Source organism: Adlercreutzia mucosicola DSM 19490 (assembly GCF_000422625.1).
In the GTDB taxonomy this organism is placed as follows: Bacteria; Actinomycetota; Coriobacteriia; order Coriobacteriales; family Eggerthellaceae; genus Adlercreutzia; species Adlercreutzia mucosicola.
Genome location: NZ_AUGK01000004.1, coordinates 167,382 through 188,153, shown reverse-complemented (window position 1 = coordinate 188,153; position 20,772 = coordinate 167,382). Strand labels below are relative to the sequence as shown.

Annotated in this window: 27 protein-coding genes; 12 read left to right on the top strand and 15 right to left on the bottom strand. The window is 62.2% G+C overall.

Features of this window, described 5'->3' with window-relative positions; genetic code table 11:
* Positions 1-104 precede the first annotated feature (104 nt).
* Positions 105-629, bottom strand: coding sequence for a hypothetical protein (locus G503_RS0102420; RefSeq protein ID WP_035021477.1), 525 nt, complete (start codon positions 627-629; stop codon positions 105-107).
* A 161-nt stretch (positions 630-790) separates the two neighbouring features.
* On the opposite strand from G503_RS0102420, the gene G503_RS0102415 reads away from it, so the two are divergent.
* The 11 genes from G503_RS0102415 (at position 791) to G503_RS15445 (ending at position 5,778) form a co-directional block, all read left to right on the top strand.
* A complete protein-coding gene (locus tag G503_RS0102415) occupies positions 791-1,039 on the top strand; it encodes a hypothetical protein (RefSeq protein WP_028026332.1) in 249 nt (82 codons plus the stop codon).
* A 45-nt stretch (positions 1,040-1,084) separates the two neighbouring features.
* On the top strand, positions 1,085-1,423 hold the full coding sequence (locus tag G503_RS0102410; protein ID WP_028026331.1) for a hypothetical protein: 339 nt from the start codon (positions 1,085-1,087) through the stop codon (positions 1,421-1,423).
* Complete coding sequence (locus G503_RS0102405) at positions 1,424-1,609, top strand: hypothetical protein (RefSeq protein WP_028026330.1); 186 nt, start codon at positions 1,424-1,426, stop codon at positions 1,607-1,609.
* Positions 1,609-1,965: a hypothetical protein gene (locus G503_RS0102400; protein WP_028026329.1), complete on the top strand. Its 357-nt coding sequence runs from the start codon at positions 1,609-1,611 to the stop codon at positions 1,963-1,965. The genes G503_RS0102405 and G503_RS0102400 overlap by 1 nt, the downstream gene beginning before the upstream one ends.
* 2 nt (positions 1,966-1,967) lie before the next feature.
* A complete protein-coding gene (locus G503_RS0102395) occupies positions 1,968-2,177 on the top strand; it encodes a hypothetical protein (protein ID WP_028026328.1) in 210 nt (69 codons plus the stop codon).
* Positions 2,177-2,338: a hypothetical protein gene (locus tag G503_RS16225; RefSeq protein ID WP_156891882.1), complete on the top strand. Its 162-nt coding sequence runs from the start codon at positions 2,177-2,179 to the stop codon at positions 2,336-2,338. The genes G503_RS0102395 and G503_RS16225 overlap by 1 nt, the downstream gene beginning before the upstream one ends.
* 14 nt (positions 2,339-2,352) lie before the next feature.
* Positions 2,353-2,511, top strand: coding sequence for a hypothetical protein (locus G503_RS16220; protein ID WP_156891881.1), 159 nt, complete (start codon positions 2,353-2,355; stop codon positions 2,509-2,511).
* Between the two features lie 70 nt (positions 2,512-2,581).
* Positions 2,582-4,003: a hypothetical protein gene (locus G503_RS16215; RefSeq protein ID WP_156891880.1), complete on the top strand. Its 1,422-nt coding sequence runs from the start codon at positions 2,582-2,584 to the stop codon at positions 4,001-4,003.
* Positions 4,000-4,257 (top strand): hypothetical protein, encoded by a 258-nt coding sequence (locus tag G503_RS0102370; protein ID WP_028026325.1) that lies wholly within the window; start codon positions 4,000-4,002, stop codon positions 4,255-4,257. Before G503_RS16215 ends, G503_RS0102370 begins: the two co-directional genes overlap by 4 nt.
* 69 nt (positions 4,258-4,326) lie before the next feature.
* On the top strand, positions 4,327-4,956 hold the full coding sequence (locus tag G503_RS13250; RefSeq protein ID WP_035021475.1) for a zonular occludens toxin domain-containing protein: 630 nt from the start codon (positions 4,327-4,329) through the stop codon (positions 4,954-4,956).
* Between the two features lie 264 nt (positions 4,957-5,220).
* Positions 5,221-5,778, top strand: a complete 558-nt coding sequence (locus tag G503_RS15445; RefSeq protein ID WP_028026324.1) for a Rep family protein — start codon at positions 5,221-5,223, stop codon at positions 5,776-5,778.
* 126 nt (positions 5,779-5,904) lie between these two features.
* Here G503_RS15445 and G503_RS15440 read toward each other — a convergent pair whose 3' ends face one another.
* The 3 genes from G503_RS15440 to nrdR are packed head-to-tail and all read right to left on the bottom strand — an operon-like array spanning position 5,905 to position 7,327.
* On the bottom strand, positions 5,905-6,420 hold the full coding sequence (locus G503_RS15440) for a hypothetical protein (RefSeq protein ID WP_051190837.1): 516 nt from the start codon (positions 6,418-6,420) through the stop codon (positions 5,905-5,907).
* Between the two features lie 14 nt (positions 6,421-6,434).
* Positions 6,435-6,869 carry a dUTP diphosphatase gene (dut, locus tag G503_RS0102350; RefSeq protein WP_028026323.1) on the bottom strand — a complete coding sequence of 145 codons (435 nt, stop codon included), beginning with the start codon at positions 6,867-6,869 and terminating at the stop codon, positions 6,435-6,437.
* Positions 6,870-6,880: 11 nt separating this feature from the next.
* Positions 6,881-7,327: a transcriptional regulator NrdR gene (gene nrdR, locus G503_RS0102345; RefSeq protein ID WP_028026322.1), complete on the bottom strand. Its 447-nt coding sequence runs from the start codon at positions 7,325-7,327 to the stop codon at positions 6,881-6,883.
* Positions 7,328-7,637: 310 nt separating this feature from the next.
* Between nrdR and lexA the strand changes: the two genes are divergently transcribed.
* Positions 7,638-8,273: a transcriptional repressor LexA gene (gene lexA / locus G503_RS0102340; protein ID WP_028026321.1), complete on the top strand. Its 636-nt coding sequence runs from the start codon at positions 7,638-7,640 to the stop codon at positions 8,271-8,273.
* A gap of 117 nt (positions 8,274-8,390) precedes the next feature.
* Here lexA and hflX read toward each other — a convergent pair whose 3' ends face one another.
* From hflX to G503_RS0102285, 11 genes are all read right to left on the bottom strand, one after another.
* On the bottom strand, positions 8,391-9,701 hold the full coding sequence (gene hflX / locus G503_RS0102335; protein ID WP_028026320.1) for a GTPase HflX: 1,311 nt from the start codon (positions 9,699-9,701) through the stop codon (positions 8,391-8,393).
* A 184-nt stretch (positions 9,702-9,885) separates the two neighbouring features.
* Positions 9,886-10,821: a tRNA (adenosine(37)-N6)-dimethylallyltransferase MiaA gene (gene miaA / locus G503_RS0102330; RefSeq protein ID WP_035021473.1), complete on the bottom strand. Its 936-nt coding sequence runs from the start codon at positions 10,819-10,821 to the stop codon at positions 9,886-9,888.
* Positions 10,814-12,172: a tRNA (N6-isopentenyl adenosine(37)-C2)-methylthiotransferase MiaB gene (gene miaB, locus G503_RS0102325; RefSeq protein ID WP_028026318.1), complete on the bottom strand. Its 1,359-nt coding sequence runs from the start codon at positions 12,170-12,172 to the stop codon at positions 10,814-10,816. Before miaB ends, miaA begins: the two co-directional genes overlap by 8 nt.
* 15 nt (positions 12,173-12,187) lie before the next feature.
* Complete coding sequence (locus G503_RS13235; protein WP_035021471.1) at positions 12,188-12,517, bottom strand: stage V sporulation protein S; 330 nt, start codon at positions 12,515-12,517, stop codon at positions 12,188-12,190.
* 140 nt (positions 12,518-12,657) lie between these two features.
* Positions 12,658-13,746 (bottom strand): ATP-binding protein, encoded by a 1,089-nt coding sequence (locus G503_RS0102315; protein ID WP_028026317.1) that lies wholly within the window; start codon positions 13,744-13,746, stop codon positions 12,658-12,660.
* Positions 13,747-13,749: 3 nt separating this feature from the next.
* Positions 13,750-15,342: a ribonuclease Y gene (rny, locus tag G503_RS0102310; RefSeq protein ID WP_028026316.1), complete on the bottom strand. Its 1,593-nt coding sequence runs from the start codon at positions 15,340-15,342 to the stop codon at positions 13,750-13,752.
* Between the two features lie 198 nt (positions 15,343-15,540).
* Positions 15,541-16,278 carry a regulatory protein RecX gene (locus tag G503_RS13230; protein ID WP_051190836.1) on the bottom strand — a complete coding sequence of 246 codons (738 nt, stop codon included), beginning with the start codon at positions 16,276-16,278 and terminating at the stop codon, positions 15,541-15,543.
* A gap of 3 nt (positions 16,279-16,281) precedes the next feature.
* Positions 16,282-17,340 carry a recombinase RecA gene (gene recA, locus G503_RS0102300; RefSeq protein WP_028026315.1) on the bottom strand — a complete coding sequence of 353 codons (1,059 nt, stop codon included), beginning with the start codon at positions 17,338-17,340 and terminating at the stop codon, positions 16,282-16,284.
* 392 nt (positions 17,341-17,732) lie between these two features.
* The gene (pgsA, locus tag G503_RS0102295; RefSeq protein ID WP_028026314.1) at positions 17,733-18,902 is read right to left on the bottom strand and encodes a CDP-diacylglycerol--glycerol-3-phosphate 3-phosphatidyltransferase; all 1,170 of its coding nucleotides are present in this window, start codon (positions 18,900-18,902) and stop codon (positions 17,733-17,735) included.
* A gap of 1 nt (position 18,903) precedes the next feature.
* Entirely contained in the window at positions 18,904-20,244 is a 1,341-nt protein-coding gene (rimO, locus tag G503_RS0102290; protein ID WP_028026313.1) for a 30S ribosomal protein S12 methylthiotransferase RimO, read from the bottom strand.
* 13 nt (positions 20,245-20,257) lie between these two features.
* Positions 20,258-20,755 (bottom strand): YajQ family cyclic di-GMP-binding protein, encoded by a 498-nt coding sequence (locus tag G503_RS0102285; protein WP_028026312.1) that lies wholly within the window; start codon positions 20,753-20,755, stop codon positions 20,258-20,260.
* Positions 20,756-20,772 lie beyond the last annotated feature (17 nt).

The window sequence follows — 20,772 nt, the reverse complement described above, 5'->3', positions numbered from 1 at the left end:
TCGGAGCGTCCGACACGGGCGCGACTTATTGGCTGAGTCCATTATAGAAGAAGGCGCTTGGCAACCAAGCGCCTTCGGGAAGCAACTCGGGCCGCAGGTCGGCTCTAGTTGGTGATGAGCGCCGCTGCGATATCGCCGGACGTGGACGACGCCGGCTTCCATTCCTCGCCGTCGCGCGTATAGGTGATGGTCACCGGCTGCGTGGCCGCCAGGCCGACACCGTCGAGCGAGCCGATGACGATGTCGCCGATCTCCTTGTTGATGTCGTCGTTGGATTTGCCCGCCAGCTCGTCGGGATTGGCGATGCGCAGGTTCACGGCATCGCGCAGGGCCTGCAGGTAGGCCGTGTAGCTCTTGCAGGTGAGCGTGATCTGGGCCTGAGCCGTGTCGCCCTCGACGTTCACGCTGTCGATGGTGTAGTCGAAGCCGTCAAGATAGGCCTTCATGAACTTCACGCCGTCGATACCGTAGACCGACAGCTGGCTCATGTCGATAGACTCGGAAAGCTCGTTGACGAAGTTCTCATCGAGGTTCTTGATGCTGTCCAACTCGGAGGTAAGTGAGTCGCGAATAATCTGATCGTCGCTCTTCTGACCCGAGCAGCCGCTGAGCATCGCCAAACTACCCATAAGGGCCAGTACCACCAGAAGAGAGATTAAAACCCCCTTGGTATGGTATCGTCTTTGTGACTTTACATAACCCATATTATCAGACTTCTTCATAGATCTATCTTTCTCTCAAGCGGGGCTCTCATATGTCCCGATCATTTTACCCGAAAGGAGTTCGGATTATGCTTACGCAATGCAAAGGTTATCTGCTGGACGAGCAGAAGGGCGATTTTGTCAATGATCGCGGCGAGAAGATCAGCTACCACAAGGCGCGGTTCTACGATCTGGACAGCCGCAAGATTTTCAAGGTTTCCGTTCCGACCGATGCCGACGCGCTGCCCGAGGAACAGGTTCATTGCGAACTCTCCTTCGATGTGATCGCTGGCGAGAAGTTCACCAAGCTTGCCTATCGCGGCTATAACTTCCTCTAGGCTCGCAGGTTTACATAACATCTGCCATTCTGAAAGGAGGTCGCTATGGCACCGAACAAGCACATTGTTTTTCCGCTTGAGCACGTCGATGACGTGGCCCAGCTGGTCGCCATCCCCTACGGCGAGTTGTTCCATGTGTCGATGAACCGCTGGAACGGCAATGTCGTTCTCGCGTTCCAAGACCATCCCGAAGCCCGTTTCTTCATCCGTCTTATTGTCGCCCAGCTGGCCGACATGGTGGACATGTTCGACATTGCAGAGTACGGCCCAGAGCGTCACGGGCTTATCGACTACGAGGACGAGGGCCGTTACGAGGAAATGTACGGCGCTCCTCCTCGGCCCCGCCCTGCCGTCCCTCAGCGTGTCGGTATGGAGGTGGCCTAGATGTATCGCCATTTCGTGGATGACTTTGGTTGGACGGCGCTTTTCGAGGGGTGCCCTGGCGGCAATGTTTGGGGCGTTCTGGTAGCCCCTGACGGCTATGTTGTCTGGGACAAGTTTTTTTCCGATTTCGATTCTGCTATTGCCTACTTCAATCTGTTGTTCCCGTGCTTCCGTGAGGTGGTCTGATGGATGAGCAGACCGCTGTAAACCTCGCCCTCGACGCTTACCGTGCTCTTGACTCCATCGGCCAGGACGTGGCCCAGCTGCGCGATCTTGGTTCCAAGCAGCTTGAGCTTCTGCAGAACCAGCCCGCCGAGGTGCCTAACCCTGCCGATGACGAGGCCCAGGCCCTTTCTGCAGAAGCCGATTCCGCTGACTGGGTGACCGAGGTTCATACGTCCGTTGAGGTTCCCCAGACCTTTTTTGCCGATCTCATGGGCATGCAGTATATGCAGGTCGCTGTCTCGGCCTTTATCCTCGTCGCCCTGCTCCTCAACGTCGGCGTCAATCTCTTCCTAGCGTTCTTTAAGCATTGGAGGTAACCGTGGATTTCGTTTTCAATGTCCTGTTCGTCCTCTCGCTCCTCGGTGTGGTCGCCTATGCCGTCTGCGTCTACCAGGCCCTTACCGTCTTCTTCCGCTGGGCGCGTGATCGTTGGTCTGACGATTGGGGCCGCCGCCCGCTCCTGCTGCGCGTCCCGCCCAAGGTTCTTACCGGGGTTCTCGCGCTCGCGTTCCTGGCGGTGCTTCTCTGATGGATGTTCTCGCGTCCTACCAGGTTGAGGGCTTCGCCGATTTCATGGCGTCGCTCTTCGCCGCCGTCCCCTCTGGGTTTCTCCTGGCCGCTTTCCTCGGGCTGCTGGGTTTTGCCGTCGGCAAGCTGTTCGGCTTGCTCTTGTCTCTGTTCAGTCGATAGAAAGGAGTTTCAAAATGGAGACTATCACCACCGCCCTGGGCACGGCCATCACGAGCCTGTCCACCAACATCCAGACCGCCGTTGGCGCGAATCTTCCCGCCATGCTGTCGGTGGCTGCTATCTTCATCGTGATCACCGCCGTTTGGCGCCTTGTCAAGCGCTTCGCGAAGTAGTTCTTTCTTCGCTGCTGACTCGGGCTGGGGAGGGCTTCGGCCCTCCCCTTTCTTTAAGGAGGTGATTTCCATGTTTACTCGCTCTCGTGCTCTCTCCCTCGCCTTGTCGGCCCTGCTGGCCCTCTCCTCGTGCCTGCCGTGCTATACTCTTGCCTATGCGGACGATGGCGCGGAGGTGGTCGTGGATGGCCAGCAAGACGATAGAGCAGCTGGAAGCGGAGATGAACTCGAAGAGGGTTCAGCGCAATCAGCGGCTGATTACGAAGCTGGAGAAGGAGCAGCAGCGGGAGAAACCGAAGCGGAAGATATTCGGGAAGTTCCTTCTGGTTCTTCTCCTGATTCTGGCGGTCCTGCTGATTCTGGCCTGGATGGTTCTGCAGAGGACGCATATAGTTCTGGTTGGGGGTACGTTGAGCCTTCCCTTTCTGACTCTCTAGACTTATCTTATCAAGGCGGATATTTTCCTGATCTTATTTCCCCTGCTGATTCTGGCATTATGCTTTTGGCTGGTTTTGGTGGCGGCTTCGGCTCTGATGGCCCTGGTTTTGGCGGCGCTTTCGGTACTGGGTCTGGTCGCGGTAAAATTGCCAACAATACCGATATTGCTGATATTCTCACTTCGCAATGGGGCTGGGGGTATGGCTCTGGTACTACCGCCATTCTTTATAAGAACTCCCCTGCTGGCTGGCTAAGTGGCCTTTACTCTAATTCCTCCTCCATTTATAACCGTATTGTTTCTCCGTCTGTCATTATCACTATTTCCGAGAATCTCCTTAAGGTCATTTCTGGTCTTACATCGGTTAAGGACGCTGTTGTTTCCAACTCCGTCTCTCAGAATACGGTTTCCACTATTTCCGTGAATCTCCTTAAGGTCATTTCTGGCCTTTCCTCTGTTGTTGATGCGGTTAACGCTAATGCCGTCAGTCAGAATACTCTTTCTACCATTTCGAATAACATTTTGAGGGTTATAGACGGTCTCGGGTTGGTCAAGGATAATCTTATCAGTCAAAATACTGTCTCTACTATTTCTGTTAATTTGCTTGCAGCAAAAAATACCCTCGATGGCATTTTGTCTAAGCTGGATGATTTGCATTTTGACGCTAACGTTACTGTGGATATGTCGGGCGTTGAGTCGCGTTTGGACGATATAAAGAGTCTCCTGCTGCTAGCTGGCACGAAGGACATTATCGATACCATTCTCGGCGACTTGGACGATATGGCTTCTGCTGCGCTGCTCGGCGAGGTTCAGGCGTCCGCCCAGGATGCCTTCCCATTCTGCATCCCCTTTGTCGTGAAGCAGCTTCTGGGCCTTGTCGAGTCCGACCCCGCCGCGCCCGAGTTCGATTTCGTCATCGGCGGCGAGACCATGCACGTTGATCTGGCCTTCGCTCAGGGCTTTGTCGATATCCTGGGCTGGGCCTGTCGCTTCCTGCTCGTTTTCGGCCTGGTCGTTTCCTCGCGGAGGTTCATTTATACGGGGGCGGTCTCATGATCTCTGGCATTCTTGATTTCATCTTCGGCGGCGCTCTGGGCATTGTCCTTCTTGTCCTCGGATTGCTTCCCACCGTGTCCCTGGCTGATCTCCCCTTGCAGATGCCCCAGCCCGTTCTGGATGCCATGGCGGCGCTCAACTGGTTCGTCCCCATCGGCGATATGATCACCATAATTTCTTGGTGGGTCGGCTTGCTCATCTTGGTTAACGCCGTCCTTCTTATCGTCCGTATTCTTGAGATCGTAGGAAAGTAGCGGATGCGGTATTGCTTTCGCTTTGGATCCATCCAACGCGAATTTTTGTTCGTGTTTTAAGGAGTTGATATGATCTACCTTTACAGTGGCACCCCTGGCAGCGGTAAGAGCCTTCACGTCGCCCGCGATATCCGCGATGCCCTTCTGTACAAGCGCCGTCCCGTCGTTTGCAATTTCGATGTCAATTCCAAGCTTCGCAACTACGCCAGCCTGTTCAGCTACCGCCCCAACTCCGATCTCACGCCCGAGTTCCTCTATACGTACTCGCGGCAGCACTTTGCGGGCCGCCCCGTCCGCGAGGATTCTATCCTGCTCGTTATCGATGAGGCCCAGCTGGTGTTCAACTCCCGCACGTGGCAGGACCGGGGCGCTTCCCAGCGGCGCATGGACTGGATAGAGTTCTTCAGCCAGCACCGCCATTACGGCTACAAGATCGTCCTTATCGCGCAGTTCGATAGGATGCTCGACAGGCAGATTCGCTCGCTCATCGAGATCGAGGTTAACCACCGCCGTCTTTCCAACTTCGGTTTTCTGGGCCTGGTGCTCTCGGCCCTTTTCGCTGGCAAGGCTTTCGCGGCGGTCAGCTACTACTACGGCCTTCGGGAGCGCGTCGGCATGTCCTGGCTGCTCCCCCGTCGCGCCTATTTTCGCGTCTACGACAGCTATAACCGCTTCGAGCAGGTGCCAGGCGGGGCGTGATGCGCGGGGCTCGGGGTCCCCGCGCGGCGCGGCCCGTCTGGCACCCGCTCCGCGCTCTCGCGCCGTAGACGGGGTATGGGGCGCTCGCGCCCCATCACTGCGCCCTTCCCCCGTCCCCGCGCATCCTGGGCTCTTTCGCGGCCCTCTGCCGCTTCCCAGGGGAGGTCCCCCCTCCCCTTCACTGCGTTTTTTGCCCGAGGGGACGCGCCTCCCTACTTGATATAGGAGGCGTGTTCCGTGTTCCAAAGAGAGAGGATTTACTATATGGCCGCCGTTAAGAAGTCCCGCTGCTGGTGGTTCGTGCAGCTGATCGAGAATCTTCCCGACGATTGGGCCGATCAGTTGCACGGTCTCATGCTCCCTGGGTGCTACATCGTCCATGATCGAGATTTGAAGATCGAGGAGGACGGTACCGAGGTGCCGAAGAAGCCCCATATACACTGCATGGTGGAGTTCGGAAGCCCCGTTGTCGCGTCATCGGCCCTGGATGCCATCCCGTCCGATTTCGGCGTTGCCTTCGTGAAGCCCGTCCCCAACAAAGTGGGCGCGTACCGCTATCTGCTCCACTACGACCAGCCTGGCAAGGCCCGCTACGAGCAGGACGAGGTTTCGCATATGGCTGGTTTCCGTGTTAACATATCTAATGTGTACAACATCGACTTCCGCGACGTGTACGATCTTATCAATGAGTTGAGCATCACCAACTTCGCGGCGCTCATGTCGGTGTTGGTTGAGTTCCGTCCCGAATACGTGGATTATGTGAGTTCCCACGTGAATCTGGTCAAGGCCTATATGACAGACCTTGCCCGTTGCGGAATTTGATGGGGAAATGCACGGCTGAACATAATATATCTTATCGCGCCTTTCGCCGATGATATGCAGCCGTTTACCTCTATTTACCCCTTCCCATATTATCAGACTTCTTCATAGATCTACCTTTCTCCTTCCTTAACCCCAGGGATTGCCGCCGCCGTTGCCGTCCGACGGGGCTCCGGTGCCGCCCTGCAGAGACGCGGCGCTCTCGCCGAGGATGGCGCTGTAATCGCCTGTCCGCATAGCGTCCATCAGAATGGGGATCATGGCCATAAGTCCGATGAGGTTCAGTACGAGGGCCACGCAGCTGATGAAGATGCCCATGACGGCCGTCTGCTTCACGATATTGGCGAAACTGCTGTTCGGGCCCGAGCCCTTGCGCAGCACGCGGCGCGTCTTCGTGAACGCCAGAATGGCGCAGACGAGCGCCACGCTGCTGAGGGCCACACCGCCGATGATGAACGATACGGGACCGGCGATGGTGGCCACCGTCGAAAGCGTGCGGGCTGATTTCAGTTCCATGAGATCGAACTGATCCGCCGCGCGCTGATCGGGATTCGGCTGCGGATTCTCGGGCGCGCCCGGTTGGAGCGGCTCGGGCGCCTCGGGCCGTTGCGGCAAAGGATCGTTCGAAGGTGTCTGCTGTTCCATGGATATCTCGTTTCTCAGTGAACGCCGCTGCTTCCGAAGCCGCGCCCACCGCGGTCGCTCTCGGAAAGGCTGTCAGTGTTATGTAAAGTAATGGAGGGAGTGGCCACGACCATCAGCTGGGCGATGCGATCGCCCCGCTCGAAGGCGAACGTCTCATGCGGGTCAAGGTTCACGAGCACCACCTGGATCTCGCCGCGATAACCCGCATCGATAAGTCCCGGTGCGTTCACCACCGAGATGCCGTGATGCGCGGCCAGACCGCTCCGGGGAACGACCAGACCCGCGTGCCCCTCGGGAAGGGCCAGAGCGAAACCGCAGGGCACCGTCATGCGCTCGAAGGGCGCAAGACTCCCCCCCACCGTCGCCCGCAGATCGAGGCCCGCATCGCCTTCGTGGGCGTAGCGCGGCATCTCCAAAGCCTCGTCGAGCAGGGTGATATCGACATCCATCGTCTATCCCCCTACCCGAGCTCTCCGAGCGCCTGGGAGAACTCCTCAACGCTCTGGAAGTCTTTGTAAACGCTGGCGAAGCGGATATAGGCCACATCATCGAGCTTGGCGAGGCGCGCCAACACCATATCGCCGAGGTCTTTCGACTTGATCTCCGTGCGCTGGGTAGAGCGCAGCTCCGCTTCCAGATTCACAATAAGGCCCTCGATCTTCTCAGGCGTGATCGGGCGCTTCGCGCAGGCGATGAGCAGACCGCGCATGAGCTTCTGACGGTCGAACACCTCCGATGAGCCGTCGGTCTTGATGACGAGGATGGGATGCTCGGCCAAGCGCTCGTAAGTGGTGAACCGGTTGCCGCATTCGAGGCATTCCCGGCGGCGGCGAATGGACGAGCCCTCGTCCGCCGAACGCGAATCGACCACTTTCGATTCTGGGTAGCCGCAGGATGGACAGCGCATGAGTTCTCCTAACCGTGAGTTGATAACCCATGATACCCCAGGAACCGGCCGGCCGTCCCCGACTTCAAAACATTGCTACCATCGCGATATGCGTACGGCGGCCAACGCGACCATGGCCTTTCGCCTAGGCGAAGAAAATCACGAACGACGCGACTGTACTGAGAGCGAAGGCGATGGAAAACTCGATTCTGGTCATTTTTCTCTCCCTACCTCTTGCGTAGAACCTTTGTTCGCAGTTATAATAGAGCGAACAAAGGTTCATGTCAATGATTTTTCAAACAAATGTACGCCTATTTGAAAGGATGCAGATATGGCACAGAAGGTAACCAAGCGACAGCAGGCAGTGCTTGACTGCATCGAAGCGTGCATCCGCCAGAAGGGCTACGGTCCCACGGTGCGCGAGGTCTGCCAAACCCTCGGGCTCTCCTCCCCCTCCACCGTGCACGTGCACTTGAAGGCGCTCGAAGACAAGGGCTATATCAAGCGCGATCCCCTGAAATCGCGCTCCATCGCCCTGACCTACCCCATTGAGGAAGTGCCGTCGGCCTCGGTCGTGGCCGCCACCTACAGCAACCTCGTCAACGTGCCGCTCGTGGGAGATGTAGCTGCCGGCGCGCCCATCCTCGCCGAGGAGAACATCACCGACACCATCACCCTGCCCACCGACATCGTGGGCGATGCCCCTTCCTTCATGCTGTCCGTGCACGGCGACTCCATGATTGAAATCGGCATCAACGACGGCGATTACGTGGTGGTGAAAGAGCAGCCCGTGGCCAACAACGGCGACATCGTCGTGGCCATCGTGGACGACGGTGCCACAGTGAAGCGCTTCTACAAAGAGAGCGACCACATCCGCCTGCAGCCGGAGAATTCCTCCATGGACCCCATCATCGTCAGCGACTGTTCCATCGCCGGCAAGGTCGTCGCCGTGTTTCGCCGCCTCTAGCGCCACTTACTATCGACGACATCGAGCGGGGCCGGGAATCATATCCCGGCCCCGCTCTCATATAAGGATCAAAACCGTGCGGAGCGCTGTGGCGCACGGGCGCCACAGTCCCCTTCCCTATTCCACCGCGAAGACTTGGAAGGTCGAAGCGTAGGCCGGACCGACGAGCATCTGCAAGTGGGTGCCGTCCGCCTCATGGGTCTCGGAGATGATATGGCAGCGCTCATGGGCGAGCGACACCAGATCGCCCCGCTGATAGGGAATCACCACATCCAGCTTGGCATCGGCCGCACTGGCCGCGGCGGCAATGGCGCCCACCAACTCGTCAACGCCCGCTCCCGTGCGCGCTGATACGAATTGGGCGTGCGGGAAGCGGCGGCGCAACCCCGCCATCATCTCCTCGTCAAGAAGATCGCACTTGTTGAACACCTCGATCGTCCCGATAGAGGCGGCACCGATCTGGTCCAGCACGTCGCACACGGCGTCGATCTGCGACTCGAACTCGGGCGACGAGGCATCCACTACATGCAGAATCAAGTCGGCCCCGGTAATCTCGTCCAGGGTGGACTTGAACGCCTCCACAAGCGTGGTCGGCAGCTTCTGGATGAAGCCGACGGTATCGGTCACGGTAACCTCGCGACCCTCCGGCAGCTCGAACTTGCGCGTCGTGGAGTCCAACGTAGCGAACAGTTTGTCGTAGCTGAGCACATCGGCCCCGGTCAATCGGTTGATGAGCGACGACTTCCCCGCATTGGTGTAGCCGGCCAGGGCCACCTTGAACATGCCGCTGCCGTAGCGGCTCTCTCGCTGCAGCTGTCGCACTTCGGAAAGATGGGCCAGTTCGCGGCGAATGGAGGTGATGCGCTTGCGCACCATGCGGCGGTCCACTTCCAGCTGGCTCTCACCCTCGCCGAAGCGCGATCCCACGCCGCCGCCCATACGGTTCGAGGCCAAATGCGCCCACATGCCGCGCAGGCGCGGGTAGAGGTACTGGTTCTGGGCCAGCCGCACCTGAAGACGACCTTCCTTGGAGGTGGCGTGCAGGGCGAAGATATCCAGGATGAGAGCCGTCCGGTCGATGACCTTCACGGACTTGTCCATGGTCTTCTCGAGATTCGCCTGCTGGGAGGGGGTCAGCTCATCGTCGAAGATGACCAGGTCCGCCTCGCAGCTGCGGGCCAGCTCGGCGATCTCCACGGCCTTGCCCGATCCCACGAAGGTGCGGGGATTGGGGGCATCGAGTCGCTGGGTCGTGGAGGCCACGACATCGGCTCCGGCCGTATCGGCCAGACGCTCCAGCTCGGCCAAAGAAGACTCCAGGGGCCATTCGAGCCCCGGGCGATCGACGCCCACGATAACAGCGCGCTCGCGACGATCTTCCGCCTGCGTGACGGGACCCTTTTGGATAACAGATTGATATTCGGTCATGGGGTGCTCCTTATGCGTAGTGTGCGACTAAAAGGCGCCCTTGGCGCCGAGAAATGCCCGACAGGGGTATGGGCTAGCCGACAAAGCGCACGGACAACACGCTCCCCTCTCTACCGGTCGCTGAGACGCGAATGAAGAATGCCCTGCTATGATAGCACAGGCGCCCTTCTTCGCAAGAAGGGGCCTAGGCCAATGTTTCCAACTGGGCGATGATCTCATCGGCCACGGCCCGGGCGTCCCCCGCGTCGGCATCGATCCATCGGATGCGCCCGTCGCGGCGGAACCACGTGCGCTGGCGCTTGCCGTAGCGGCGCGTCGCCTGCTTGATGGTGGCCACGGCCTCGTCCAGGGTGCAGCGTCCCTCCAAAGCCTCGACAACCTCCTTGTAGCCGATGGCCTGGGGCGCCGTCACGCCCTCGCGGAAGCCCGCGGCCAGAAGCCCGCGCACCTCCTCCACCAGACCGGCCTCGACCATAGCGTCCACCCGAGCATCGATGCGCGCGTTCAATACCTCGGGAGTCACGGCCAGGCCGAACTGAAGCGCGGGAACGGCCTCGCCGATTAAGGCCAGATTCCGCTTCTGCTCGGCATAGGAGCGACCCTCGGCCAGAAGCTCGAAGGCGCGCACCACGCGGCGCACGTTGTTCGGATGCAGCTCGCGGGCGCTCTCGGGATCGCGGCGGTTCAGTTCGTCCCACAGCGCCTGGGCACCCTCGCGCTCGGCGAAGGCCGTCCACTGGGCACGCACAGGGTTTTCCACCTGCTCGCCAGCAGGAAACTCGTAGTCGTCGATAGCGGCCCGCACATAGAGTCCCGTGCCGCCGCAGAGCACCGCTCGCTTGCCCCGCGCGGCAATGTCATCGAAGACGGCGCGGGCGTAGGCTTGGAACAGAGCGGCGGAATAGGGCTCCCCCGGAGACACCAAATCGAACCCGTGATGGGCCACGATGCGCTCGGCCGCCGGCAGCTTCCCCGTGCCGATGTCCATACCCCGGTAGATCTGCATGGAATCGGCGCTGACCACCTCGCCATCGAGGGCGCGGGCGACCAGCTGGGCGGCATCGGTTTTGCCCGATGCCGTCGGACCCACGATGCAGATGACCGGGCGCGCCTTAGCCATCGATGACCGTGCCGGACAAATACCAGGTGCGGGCCTCGTCGATGCGCATGGGCACGATGGTGCCCACCAGCTGCTCGGCCGCCCGTCCCGTGGGAACCGGCCCGTGCACCGTCTGGTTCTTGGGGCTCTTGCCGGCCAGCACGGTGCTGTCGCGCTTGGACGTGCCCTCGATGAGCACCGGAACCACCTGCCCCAGCTCCGCTTGGTTCGTCTCATAGGCCTTGCGCTGAACGAGGTCCACCAAACGGTCGAAGCGCTCCTGGATGACCTCGCGCGGAGTGTCGTCCTCCATCTTCGCTGCGGGCGTTCCCTCGCGCTTCGAGTAGATGAAGGTGAACACCTGGCTGTAGCCCACCTCTTCCACGAGGCGGTAGGTATCCATGAAGTCCTCCTCAGTCTCGCCGGGGAAGCCCACGATGATGTCGGTGGACAGGGCGATATCCGGCACCACGGCGCGCAGCTTCTCGATGAGGCCGAGGTAGTGCTCGCGGGTGTAGCGACGGTTCATGGCCTTCAAGATGCGGTTCGAGCCCGACTGTACCGGCAGATGCAGGGCCGGCATGAGCGAGCGCAGTGTGCCGAAGCGCTCGATGACGCCATCGGTCAGGTCCTTCGGATGGCTCGTGGCGAAGCGCACGCGCTCGATGCCCGTAGCGTCGATGGCATCGAGCACCTCGGCGAAGCGCGGCTCACCGTACAAGTCGCGGCCGTAGGAGTTCACGTTCTGTCCCAACAGAGTGATCTCCTTCACGCCCGCATCCACGTAGCGCTGGGCCTCTTCGATGATGTCCTCCAGCGGACGCGACTTCTCGCGACCACGCACGTAGGGCACGATGCAGTAGGAGCAGAAGTTGTTGCAGCCCACGGTGATGGGCAACCAAGCGGCCCAGGAATGCTCGCGGGCCGTCGGCAGGGCCGACGAGAAGGTATCGGCCGACTCGAGCACCTCGACCGAATGACCATGGCGCTGCACCGCATCGGACAGCAGGGCCGGCAAAGATGCCAGGTTATGGGTGCCGAACACCACGTCCAGGTGGGGCAGTGCCTCCACGAGCTTCTCTCCGTCGCGCTGGCCGATGCAGCCGCCCACCGCGATGTAGCGCTTTAAGAACGGCGAGCCATCGCGCACGGGAATGTTTTTCATCGAGGCCACTTGGCCGTAGAGACGCGTATCGGCCGCCTCGCGCACGCAACAGGTCATGAACACGACGATATCGGCTTCTTCGATGGTCTCGACCGGCAGCGAGCCGAGGCCCTCCAGCATGCCGGCAACGCGCTCGGAATCGTGCTTGTTCATCTGGCATCCGAACGTGTGGATGCAGAAGGCGGTCCCTTCAAAGCAAGAGGTCATGGGAAATCCGTTCGATTACGCCAAAACCGCCGTATCGATACACGGCGCAACGCTGCCGCGCGGCTCCACCGCGAAGCGAATGGCCGTGCGGTACTCGCCATCGATCACGATATCGGCGAACGAGGGAATGCAGCAGATCTCGATACCCACCGGCGAGAGAAATCCGCGCGAGATGGCCACGGCCTTCACCGCTTGGTTCACGGCACCGGCGCCCACCGCCTGAATCTCGACGGAGGAGCCGTCCTTGATCATGCCGGCAATGGCGCCGGCCACAGAAGCGGGGGAAGACTTCGAGGAAACCTTGAGGCAGCCGATGGTCGGCTTGGGTTCTGAGGTGCTGGACACGTCGCTGATCCTTGTCGTTTTGGCTTGGTTTATGTTTCGGTTGTCGTAGGTTTAGCGCTGAATCGCGGGGCGTTCCACCCCCGATGCAAACGTTAATATTTTATCCGTTCGCCTTCTAGGGTGCAACCGCCAACGCGATCCTAGTGCATCTTGTCGATGGGAATGGTGATGCGCACCGCATCGGCCCCCACGCTGATCTCCGGCTGGCCCACTCCCGCGAGGAAGTAGCGCTCGGCGATGTCGTCGAAAGCCTCGCTCACACGGCTTTGAATGAGAGCCAGGTCGTCGTCGGCCAGCTTGAGCCCGCGCCCATCGGCCCGCGCCGGGCGCTTGGCCTTGGAACGACCGGCGCCCGCGCAGGGAAGCGCCTCTATCTCCAGGCGCTCCATCAGCGACGGCACCGGCCGCAGCGTGCCGTCCATGATGCGCCGCGCCGAGCGGGGTGAGAGCGAAAGCCCCATGGTCTCGGCCAGCTGGCTGAGATGTCCGTCGTCCACCGCCAGGGCCAGCCGCTTCGCCAGCGGAATATCGTCAGGATCGCCCTGGAAGGCGCGCAGGGCCGGCGAAAGCGTCGCGGCGCCGTAGGCGTACAGAGTGGCGGCGATCTCGGTGGCCGTGCCCTCGTAGACCGTGCACTCCCCGCGATGCTCCAGAGCGAACTCGGCGGCGGTGCGCACGATGTTCTTCGGCCCGCGCATGGCGAGCGCGCCAGCGGCTCCCTTCTCAAAATGGGGAAAGGTGGATTGGTCGGTCTTCTCGCCGAGGACGGTGGTGTCGGTCTGCACCACGATGCTCGTGCCCTTCTCGGGCGCGGCGTTGTACACGCGCGCCTCCTCGGCATTCACCGAGATAGAGTACAGAGCCATGCCGCGGCCGTGCATGCCCCACTTGTCCATGTGGGCCGTGTCCAGCTTCGAGGTCACGCGCGGTTCGAAGATACGCTCGTGCTGCGAGGCGGGAATGCCCGCGCCGTCGTCGATGATGGTAAGACAGCGGTGGTCGCCGTAGCGCTGGGAAGCGAGGAAGATATGGCGAGCACCGGCATCGCGGGCATTGCGCAGAAGCTCGATGACGATGTCCTCGCTCGAGCGGATATCCTGGGCCGCCTGTCGCCGCTCCGCCTCGGAGCTGCGCAAACGAACGAAGCCATCTCCGAGGTCGGCCTCGACTCGGAGATGGCTCTCACCGCAAACGGAATCTATGAACTCGGTCAGCGACTGATCGTCCATGGACTATTTCGCGTAATCCACCGCACGGCTCTCGCGGATGACCACGACCTTCACCTGGCCCGGATACTGCATCTCGTTCTCGATCTGCTGGGCGATATCGTGGGCGAGCACCACCGAAGCAGACTCGTCGACCACTTCGGGCTCCACCATGACGCGAACCTCGCGACCAGCCTGGATGGCGTAGGTGCGCTCGACACCCGGATGGGCGTTGGCGATCTCTTCCAGCTTCTCGAGGCGCTTGATGTAGGCATCGAGAGTTTCCTTGCGGGCACCGGGACGGGCGGCCGACACGGCGTCGGCAGCCTGGATGAGCACATCCATGGTGGAATTGGGCTCGATGTCGTTATGATGGGCCTCGATGGCGTGCACGATCTCGGGACGCTCACCGAAACGGCGGGCTAGATCGGCGCCGATAACGGCGTGGCTGCCCTCCACCTCGTGGGTGACGGCCTTGCCCAAGTCGTGCAGCAGGCCGGCGCGCTTCACCGGAATGGGATCAAGCCCCAGCTCAGAGGCCATGACCGAGGCTAAATAGGCCACTTCCAGGGAGTGGTTCAGCACGTTCTGGCCAAAGGAGGTGCGGTAGCGCAGACGACCGAGGGTGGTCACCAGCTCGGGATGCAGATCGTGAATGCCGGCATCGAAGGTGGCCTGCTCGCCGGCTTCCTGCACGCGCTGGTTCACGAGGCGCACGGCCTTCTCATACATCTCCTCGATACGGGCCGGATGGATGCGCCCGTCGGCAATGAGGTTCTCCATGGTGACACGGCCAATCTCGCGGCGCACCGGGTCGAAGCACGAGATGGTCACGCACTCGGGGGTGTCATCGATGATGAGGTTGGTGCCGGTCAGCTGCTCGAAGGAGCGGATGTTGCGGCCCTCGCGGCCGATAATGCGGCCCTTCAGATCGTCAGAGGGAATGTGGATGGTAGTGACCGTAGATTCGGCGGAGTGATCGGCTGCCACGCGCTGGATGGCAAGGCTCAAGATCTCACGGGCCTTCTTGTCGGCCTCGGCCTTGGTGCGCATCTCGGAATCGCGGATGATGACGGCCGACTCGCGGGTCACCTCGTCGCGCAGGGTGTCGAGCAGTTCAACCTTGGCCTCTTCGGAGCTCATGCCGGCGGCGCGCTCCAGGGCCTGGTTGATCTCCACCTGGGCCTCCTCGCGATGGCGCTCGATGGCGTTCTCGGCGTCCTCCACATCGCGCTCGCGGCGCTCGACCTGGCCCTGGAGCGACGAGATCTGATGCTCACGGGCGTCGAGGGACTCCACACGGCGGTCGAGGGACTCCTCGCGCTGGGCCAGCGATTCCTCGCGCTGGGCGATGCGGGACTCGGCCGAGCGCACTTCCTTCATGCGCTCCTTGTTCTCCTGCTCCATCTCCTGCTTGTAGCGCAGGGCCTCGTCCTTCGCCTCCACCGCGGCTTCACGTCGAAGCGTCTCTGCTTGCTTCTTGGCATCCTCCACCAGGCTGGCCGCTTCGCGGGCAGCGCTCTTGGAAGATGAGTTCGCAATGAAACGGTTGACGATGAAACCGAGGACAACGCCGGCGACAATACCGAGGATGATCAAGACAATCATCAGGGGATCCATGGCGATTTCCTCCTTTCATCTGGGCTAGTATGCCCAATCGTAGTCATAAAAAAAGCCCGTGGCACGGGCACGAGCGTATGCAGCCAAGGATAGTGATGCTATACCATTGTCTATATCAAATACCCGTGGGGTACATTGCTCATAAAGCCACGCAGAACAGTATAGCCGATACGAGCAATAAAAGAACCCCCTAATGGGTTAGAGGGTTCCAATGTCCGCGAAATGCTCTTCGGACCACAAACGGGCGGCCGAAGAGGCAATATCGGTGGAAAAGCCCTGGCCTACCAGTTTGCGAAAGGCCGCCTCCCGAGCCTGCTTGGCCCGGGGCGGCCGCCGGCGCAGCAGCGCGAGGGCGCGCTGCACCTCGGCATCGCGCCCTCGCTCGGCGTGCTCCTGCCAGGCATCCAAAGTGGACGGGTCGATGCCGAGCCCGATGATCTCCGCCTCAGCGGCCCGCAGCCCCTTGCCCGCTGCCAGCTTCATGCGGATAAGGGCGTCGCTGTAGCGGCGATCGTCCACGGCGTGCACGCGCACCGCGCGATCCAGGGCCTCGTCGATGGCCTCAGGGGGAAACTCATCCTTGGCAAGACGCTCGCGCACATAGGCGCTCGACCGTTCCCGCACGGAGACCCACCGCAGGATCTTTCGAAAGGCCGCCTCCCCCGTCCTCTCGCCGCCGCCGCGCCTGTCGCCCTGAAGCTCGCAACTACTTGCATCAGAGGCGCGCTGCCCGCCCGCCGCCCCAATGGCAGCAGGCGCAGCGGTGCAGCCCGCGCCGCGAGTACCCGCGGTCCCGCCGGTGTCTTCAGCATCGCCACGGGCGGCACGGCGATCGCCGCAAGAGCTGTCGGCAACGAACGCCCCGCTCCCCTCGCCGCGCTCGATAGCGGCCATAGAGGCCCGCAGGTCGGCGAGAATGGCGGCTTTCGTGGCCATGGGCTACTTCTTCTTGCCGGTGGCCTTGGGGGCCGGGGTGAAAGTATCGCCGTCGCCGGGGCGCTCAATAACGGGGATCTCGAAGGCCTCGCGCACCTTCAGCTCCAGTTCGTCGCGCAGATCGGGGTTCTCGCGCAGCGTCTGCTTGGCCGCCTCGCGGCCCTGGCCCAGCCGCTCCTCGCCGTAGGTGTACCAGGCGCCAGACTTCTTGACTACGCCGGCCTCCACGGCCATGTCCACGATGCAGCCCTCGCGGGAGATGCCCTCACCGTACATGAGATCGAATTCGGCCTGGCGGAAGGGCGGGGCCACCTTGTTCTTCACGACCTTGGCGCGCACGCGGTTGCCCACCACATCACCGTTCAGCTTGATAGAATCGATGCGGCGGATATCGATGCGCACCGAGGCGAAGAACTTCAGGGCGCGGCCGCCCGTGGTGGTCTCGGGGTTGCCGAACATCACGCCGATCTTCTCGCGCAGCTGGTTGATGAAGATGCAGGTGGTGTTCGACTTCGACAGCGAGCCGGCCAGCTTGCGCAGGGCCTGGGACATCAGGCGCGCCTGGAGGCCCACCGTGGTATCGCCCATCTCGCCCTCGATCTCGGCCCGGGGCACGAGGGCCGCGACCGAGTCGACGATCACGCAGTCGATGGCGCCGCTGCGCACCAGCATGTCGCAGATCTCCAGGGCCTGCTCGCCTGTGTCGGGCTGGGAGATGAGCACCTCGTCGATATCGACGCCGATGCGCGCCGCGTAGACGGGATCGAGGGCGTGCTCGGCATCGATAAAGGCCACAATGCCGCCCAGAGCCTGGGCCTCGGCCAGAATCTGCAGGGCCAAGGTGGTCTTGCCGCTGGATTCCGGACCGTAGATCTCGATGATGCGCCCTCGCGGCACGCCTCCGATGCCGAGGGCGGCATCGAGGGGCAGCGAGCCGGTGGGGATGACGCCGATATTCAGATCGGCCCCTCCCTCGCCCAAGGTCATGATGGCGCCCTTACCGAACTTCGACTCGATCTGATCGGTCGTGAGCTTGAGCATTTTCTCTTTATCTTCGTTCATGGAGTCTCCTTGTCTGGGGCGCACATACGAACAAGTGGCCTATTTCTTCCCTATTATACGAACAAACGTATGCACGTCAAGACGTTTTCGCCAATTCAAGATATCCCGACGGTGCAAGGCGATCTTAGCAGGCCCCAACCGCAGTTCCGTCGCGGGAACCACCGTGCGCCGACCGTTCCCGAGCCGTCGCGCGACCGCCCGGGAGGCGCCCCGAACCCGCATCGACCCCGTCGGCGAGCCGCCAGTCAACCGCCAGCCAGCCGCAGACACGGCAATCGACGGCTCCGCGCAAACCGCACGCCGCCACAGAAAAGGCGCCCCGATCCAGCGACCCCCCCCCGAGAGCCGTCGGCACCGCAGCGCCATCCCGTTGAAACCGAAGGTTGGATCCCCTACCCTTCCAGGGCCTCCCCCATCACCTGGAGGGCCGCCAGCACGGTCTGCAGGCGCACGGCCTCGCGGCCGCCCTCGAACTGGTAGCGGGTCGCGTGGGTGCCCCGTACCGTGGCGCAGCCGATCCACACGGTGCCCACGGGTTTGCCCGGCTCGGCCCCAGCCGGCCCGGCGATGCCCGTCACCGACACCGCCACGTCGCTGCCCATATCGCGCAGCGCGCCGCGGGCCATCTGGAGGGCCACCAGCTCATCCACGGCGCCCTGGGTGCCCAGCACATCGCCCGATACGCCGAGCACCTTCTCCTTCACATCGTTCACGTAGCTCACGATACCGCCGCGAACCGCCGCCGAGGCACCCGGTACCGAGGTCAGCATCGCCGCGATCAAACCGCCCGTCAGGCTCTCGGCCGTGGCCACGGTCAGGCCACGGCGGCTGGCCGCGGCCACCACGAGCGCCGCCTGGGCGTCGATGGACTTCTGCAGAGCCGCGATCTCCGTCGGCCGCTCCTCGGCCGACGGCGCCGGCTTGGCCTTCGGCGTACCCTTCAGCAGATGGCGCGCCTTCACCAGGTAGTCCAGCATGGACATGATCGTGAGCACCAGGGCCACGACCATCACGAGCCACGACAACACGAACAGCGGGTTGGTGAAGGCCCCGGCCGCCGTTTTGAACACGAGCGAGTCCTTCGCCAAGAACAGCACGATGGCGATCATCTGGAACACCGTCTTGGCCTTGCCGTACCAGCTGGCGGCGATGACCTCGCCCTTGCTGGCCGCCACCATGCGGATGCCCGACACGATGAACTCACGGGCCAGGATGATCAGCACGGGCCAGCCGGGCAGCACGCTCAGCTCCACCAGGGCGATCAGCGCCGCGGCCACGAGGATCTTGTCGGCCAAGGGGTCCATGAACTTGCCGAAATCGGTCACCTCGCCCCGGCTGCGGGCCAGATAGCCGTCGATCCAGTCGGTGCACGAGATGAGGATGAAGATGCCCGCGGCGATGAGCCGCTTGGCCTCCGTGGTGATGTCCGGCAGCCCCATCCACTCGGGCCAAGGGCTCACGATGGCCAGCACGAATACGGACACCAGGCAGATGCGGATCAGGGTGACGATGTTCGCCGGCGTCCAGAGCTTCTCGGGGGCGGTGGGCTGGATGGTGGTCATGTTACTCGCCTTCCATTTCGTAGAGCAGCGTATCGGTGATCACCACGTCGACGAAGGAGCCGATCTCGCCGGCCTCGATGAACGTGACGCCGTCCACCTCGGGCGCCTGACACTGGGCACGGCCGTAGAGCTGGCCGTCCTCCTCCGCGCCCTCCACGAGCACGCGGTAGGACCGCCCGATGCGCGCGGCCACCCGGGCAGCGCAGGCCGTGTCGGCCACGTCCCGCAGGATCTGGGCGCGTTCGGCCTTCTCGTCCTCGTCCAGCTGGTCAGGCAGATCGTAGGCCGCCGTGCCCTCCTCGCGGGAATAGGGGAACACGCCCACGTAATCGAAGGGCGCCTCGGCCACAAAATCGCACAGAGCCTCGAATTCCCCTTCGGTCTCGCCCGGGAATCCCGCGATCAGCGTCGTGCGCAGGGTGATGTCCGGCACCAGGGCGCGGATGTGTTCGATGGCGGCAGCGAACTTCTCCGCCGAGCCGGGGCGGTTCATGGCGCGCAGCAGGGGCTCGCTCACATGCTGCAGGGGAATGTCCAGGTAGGAGCAGACGTTCTCGCGCGCGGCCATCACAGCCAGCAGCGCGTCGGTGACGCCCTCGGGCTGCACGTACATCACCCGCAGCCAGGTGTCCGGGAACGCCCCGGCCAGGGCATCCACCAACCAGGCCAGATCGCGCCCGCCGGGCAGATCCTGGCCCCAGCGGCCCGTGTCCTGGGCGATGAGCACGATCTCCCGCGCGCCTTGCGCCACCTCCCGGGCCACCGCCGCGCGGATGTCCTCGTAGGGAAAGCTATGGTAGCGCCCGCGAATGTGCGGGATGGTGCAGTACGAGCAGAAGCGGTCGCAGCCATCGGAGATCTTCACGTAGGAGAACGCGGGCCGCGCCAGCTCGGCAGGCGCGCCGGCGCTCGTCGCCGTCTCGCCGGCCGCGGCCGGAACCGGGCCCACGATGGCCTCCACGACGGCCACGATGTCATCTTCCTTGCTGCAGGGAACGAAGGCCCGGGCCTCCTCCAGCTCGTCGGCCAGATCGTCACCGTAGCGCGCCGGCATGCAACCGGCCACCACGATGGCGGCGTCTCCGGCGGCCACCCGGGGCAGCCGGGCCGCCTCGAAGATCGCCTCCAGGCTCTCCTCGGTGGCCGCCTGGATGAACGAGCAGGTATTGATGACGATGACGTCGGCGCCCTCCACGTCCTCGACCACGGCGTAGCCGGCGCCGGAAAGGGCGCGGGCCATGGCCGCCGAGTCCACCTCGTTCTTGGCGCAGCCCATGGTCACAAAAGAGATACGGGGTGCCGATACGCCGTCGGCACGCCCGTCGCAAGCAGAAAGTCCCATGAATGCCCGGGTCCTATCGGTAGTTCACGTACTGGAGCGGCTGGCCGTAATCCTGGCCCTTCAGAAAGGCGATCACCTCTTGCAGCGTATCGCGCGACGGCGAGCTGACGCGCAGCTTGTCGCCTTCGATGGTCACCTTGCACTTCAGCTTCTGGGCCTTGATGTCCTTGTTGATCTTGCCCGCGGTGTCCTTGTCGATGCCGTTGACCACCGTGGCCACGCGACGCACCGAGCCGCCGGAAGCGGCGATGGCATCGCCCCACTTCACGGCCGTCAGATCGACGCCGCGCTTGATGAGCTTGCTGCCGATAACGTCGATGACCTGGCCGGCCACGAAATCGGCCGGGGCCGATACCGTCAACGTGCCCGCGCCCTTGTCGAGCGTGATCTCGGCCCCGGCATCCTTCAAGTCGTAGCGCTGGGCGATCTCCTTCTTGGCCTGCTGGAAGGCGTTGTCGACTTCCTGGATATCCACCGTGGAAACCACGTCGAAGCTGGACTCTTTTGCCATGAAACTCCCTTTCTGTA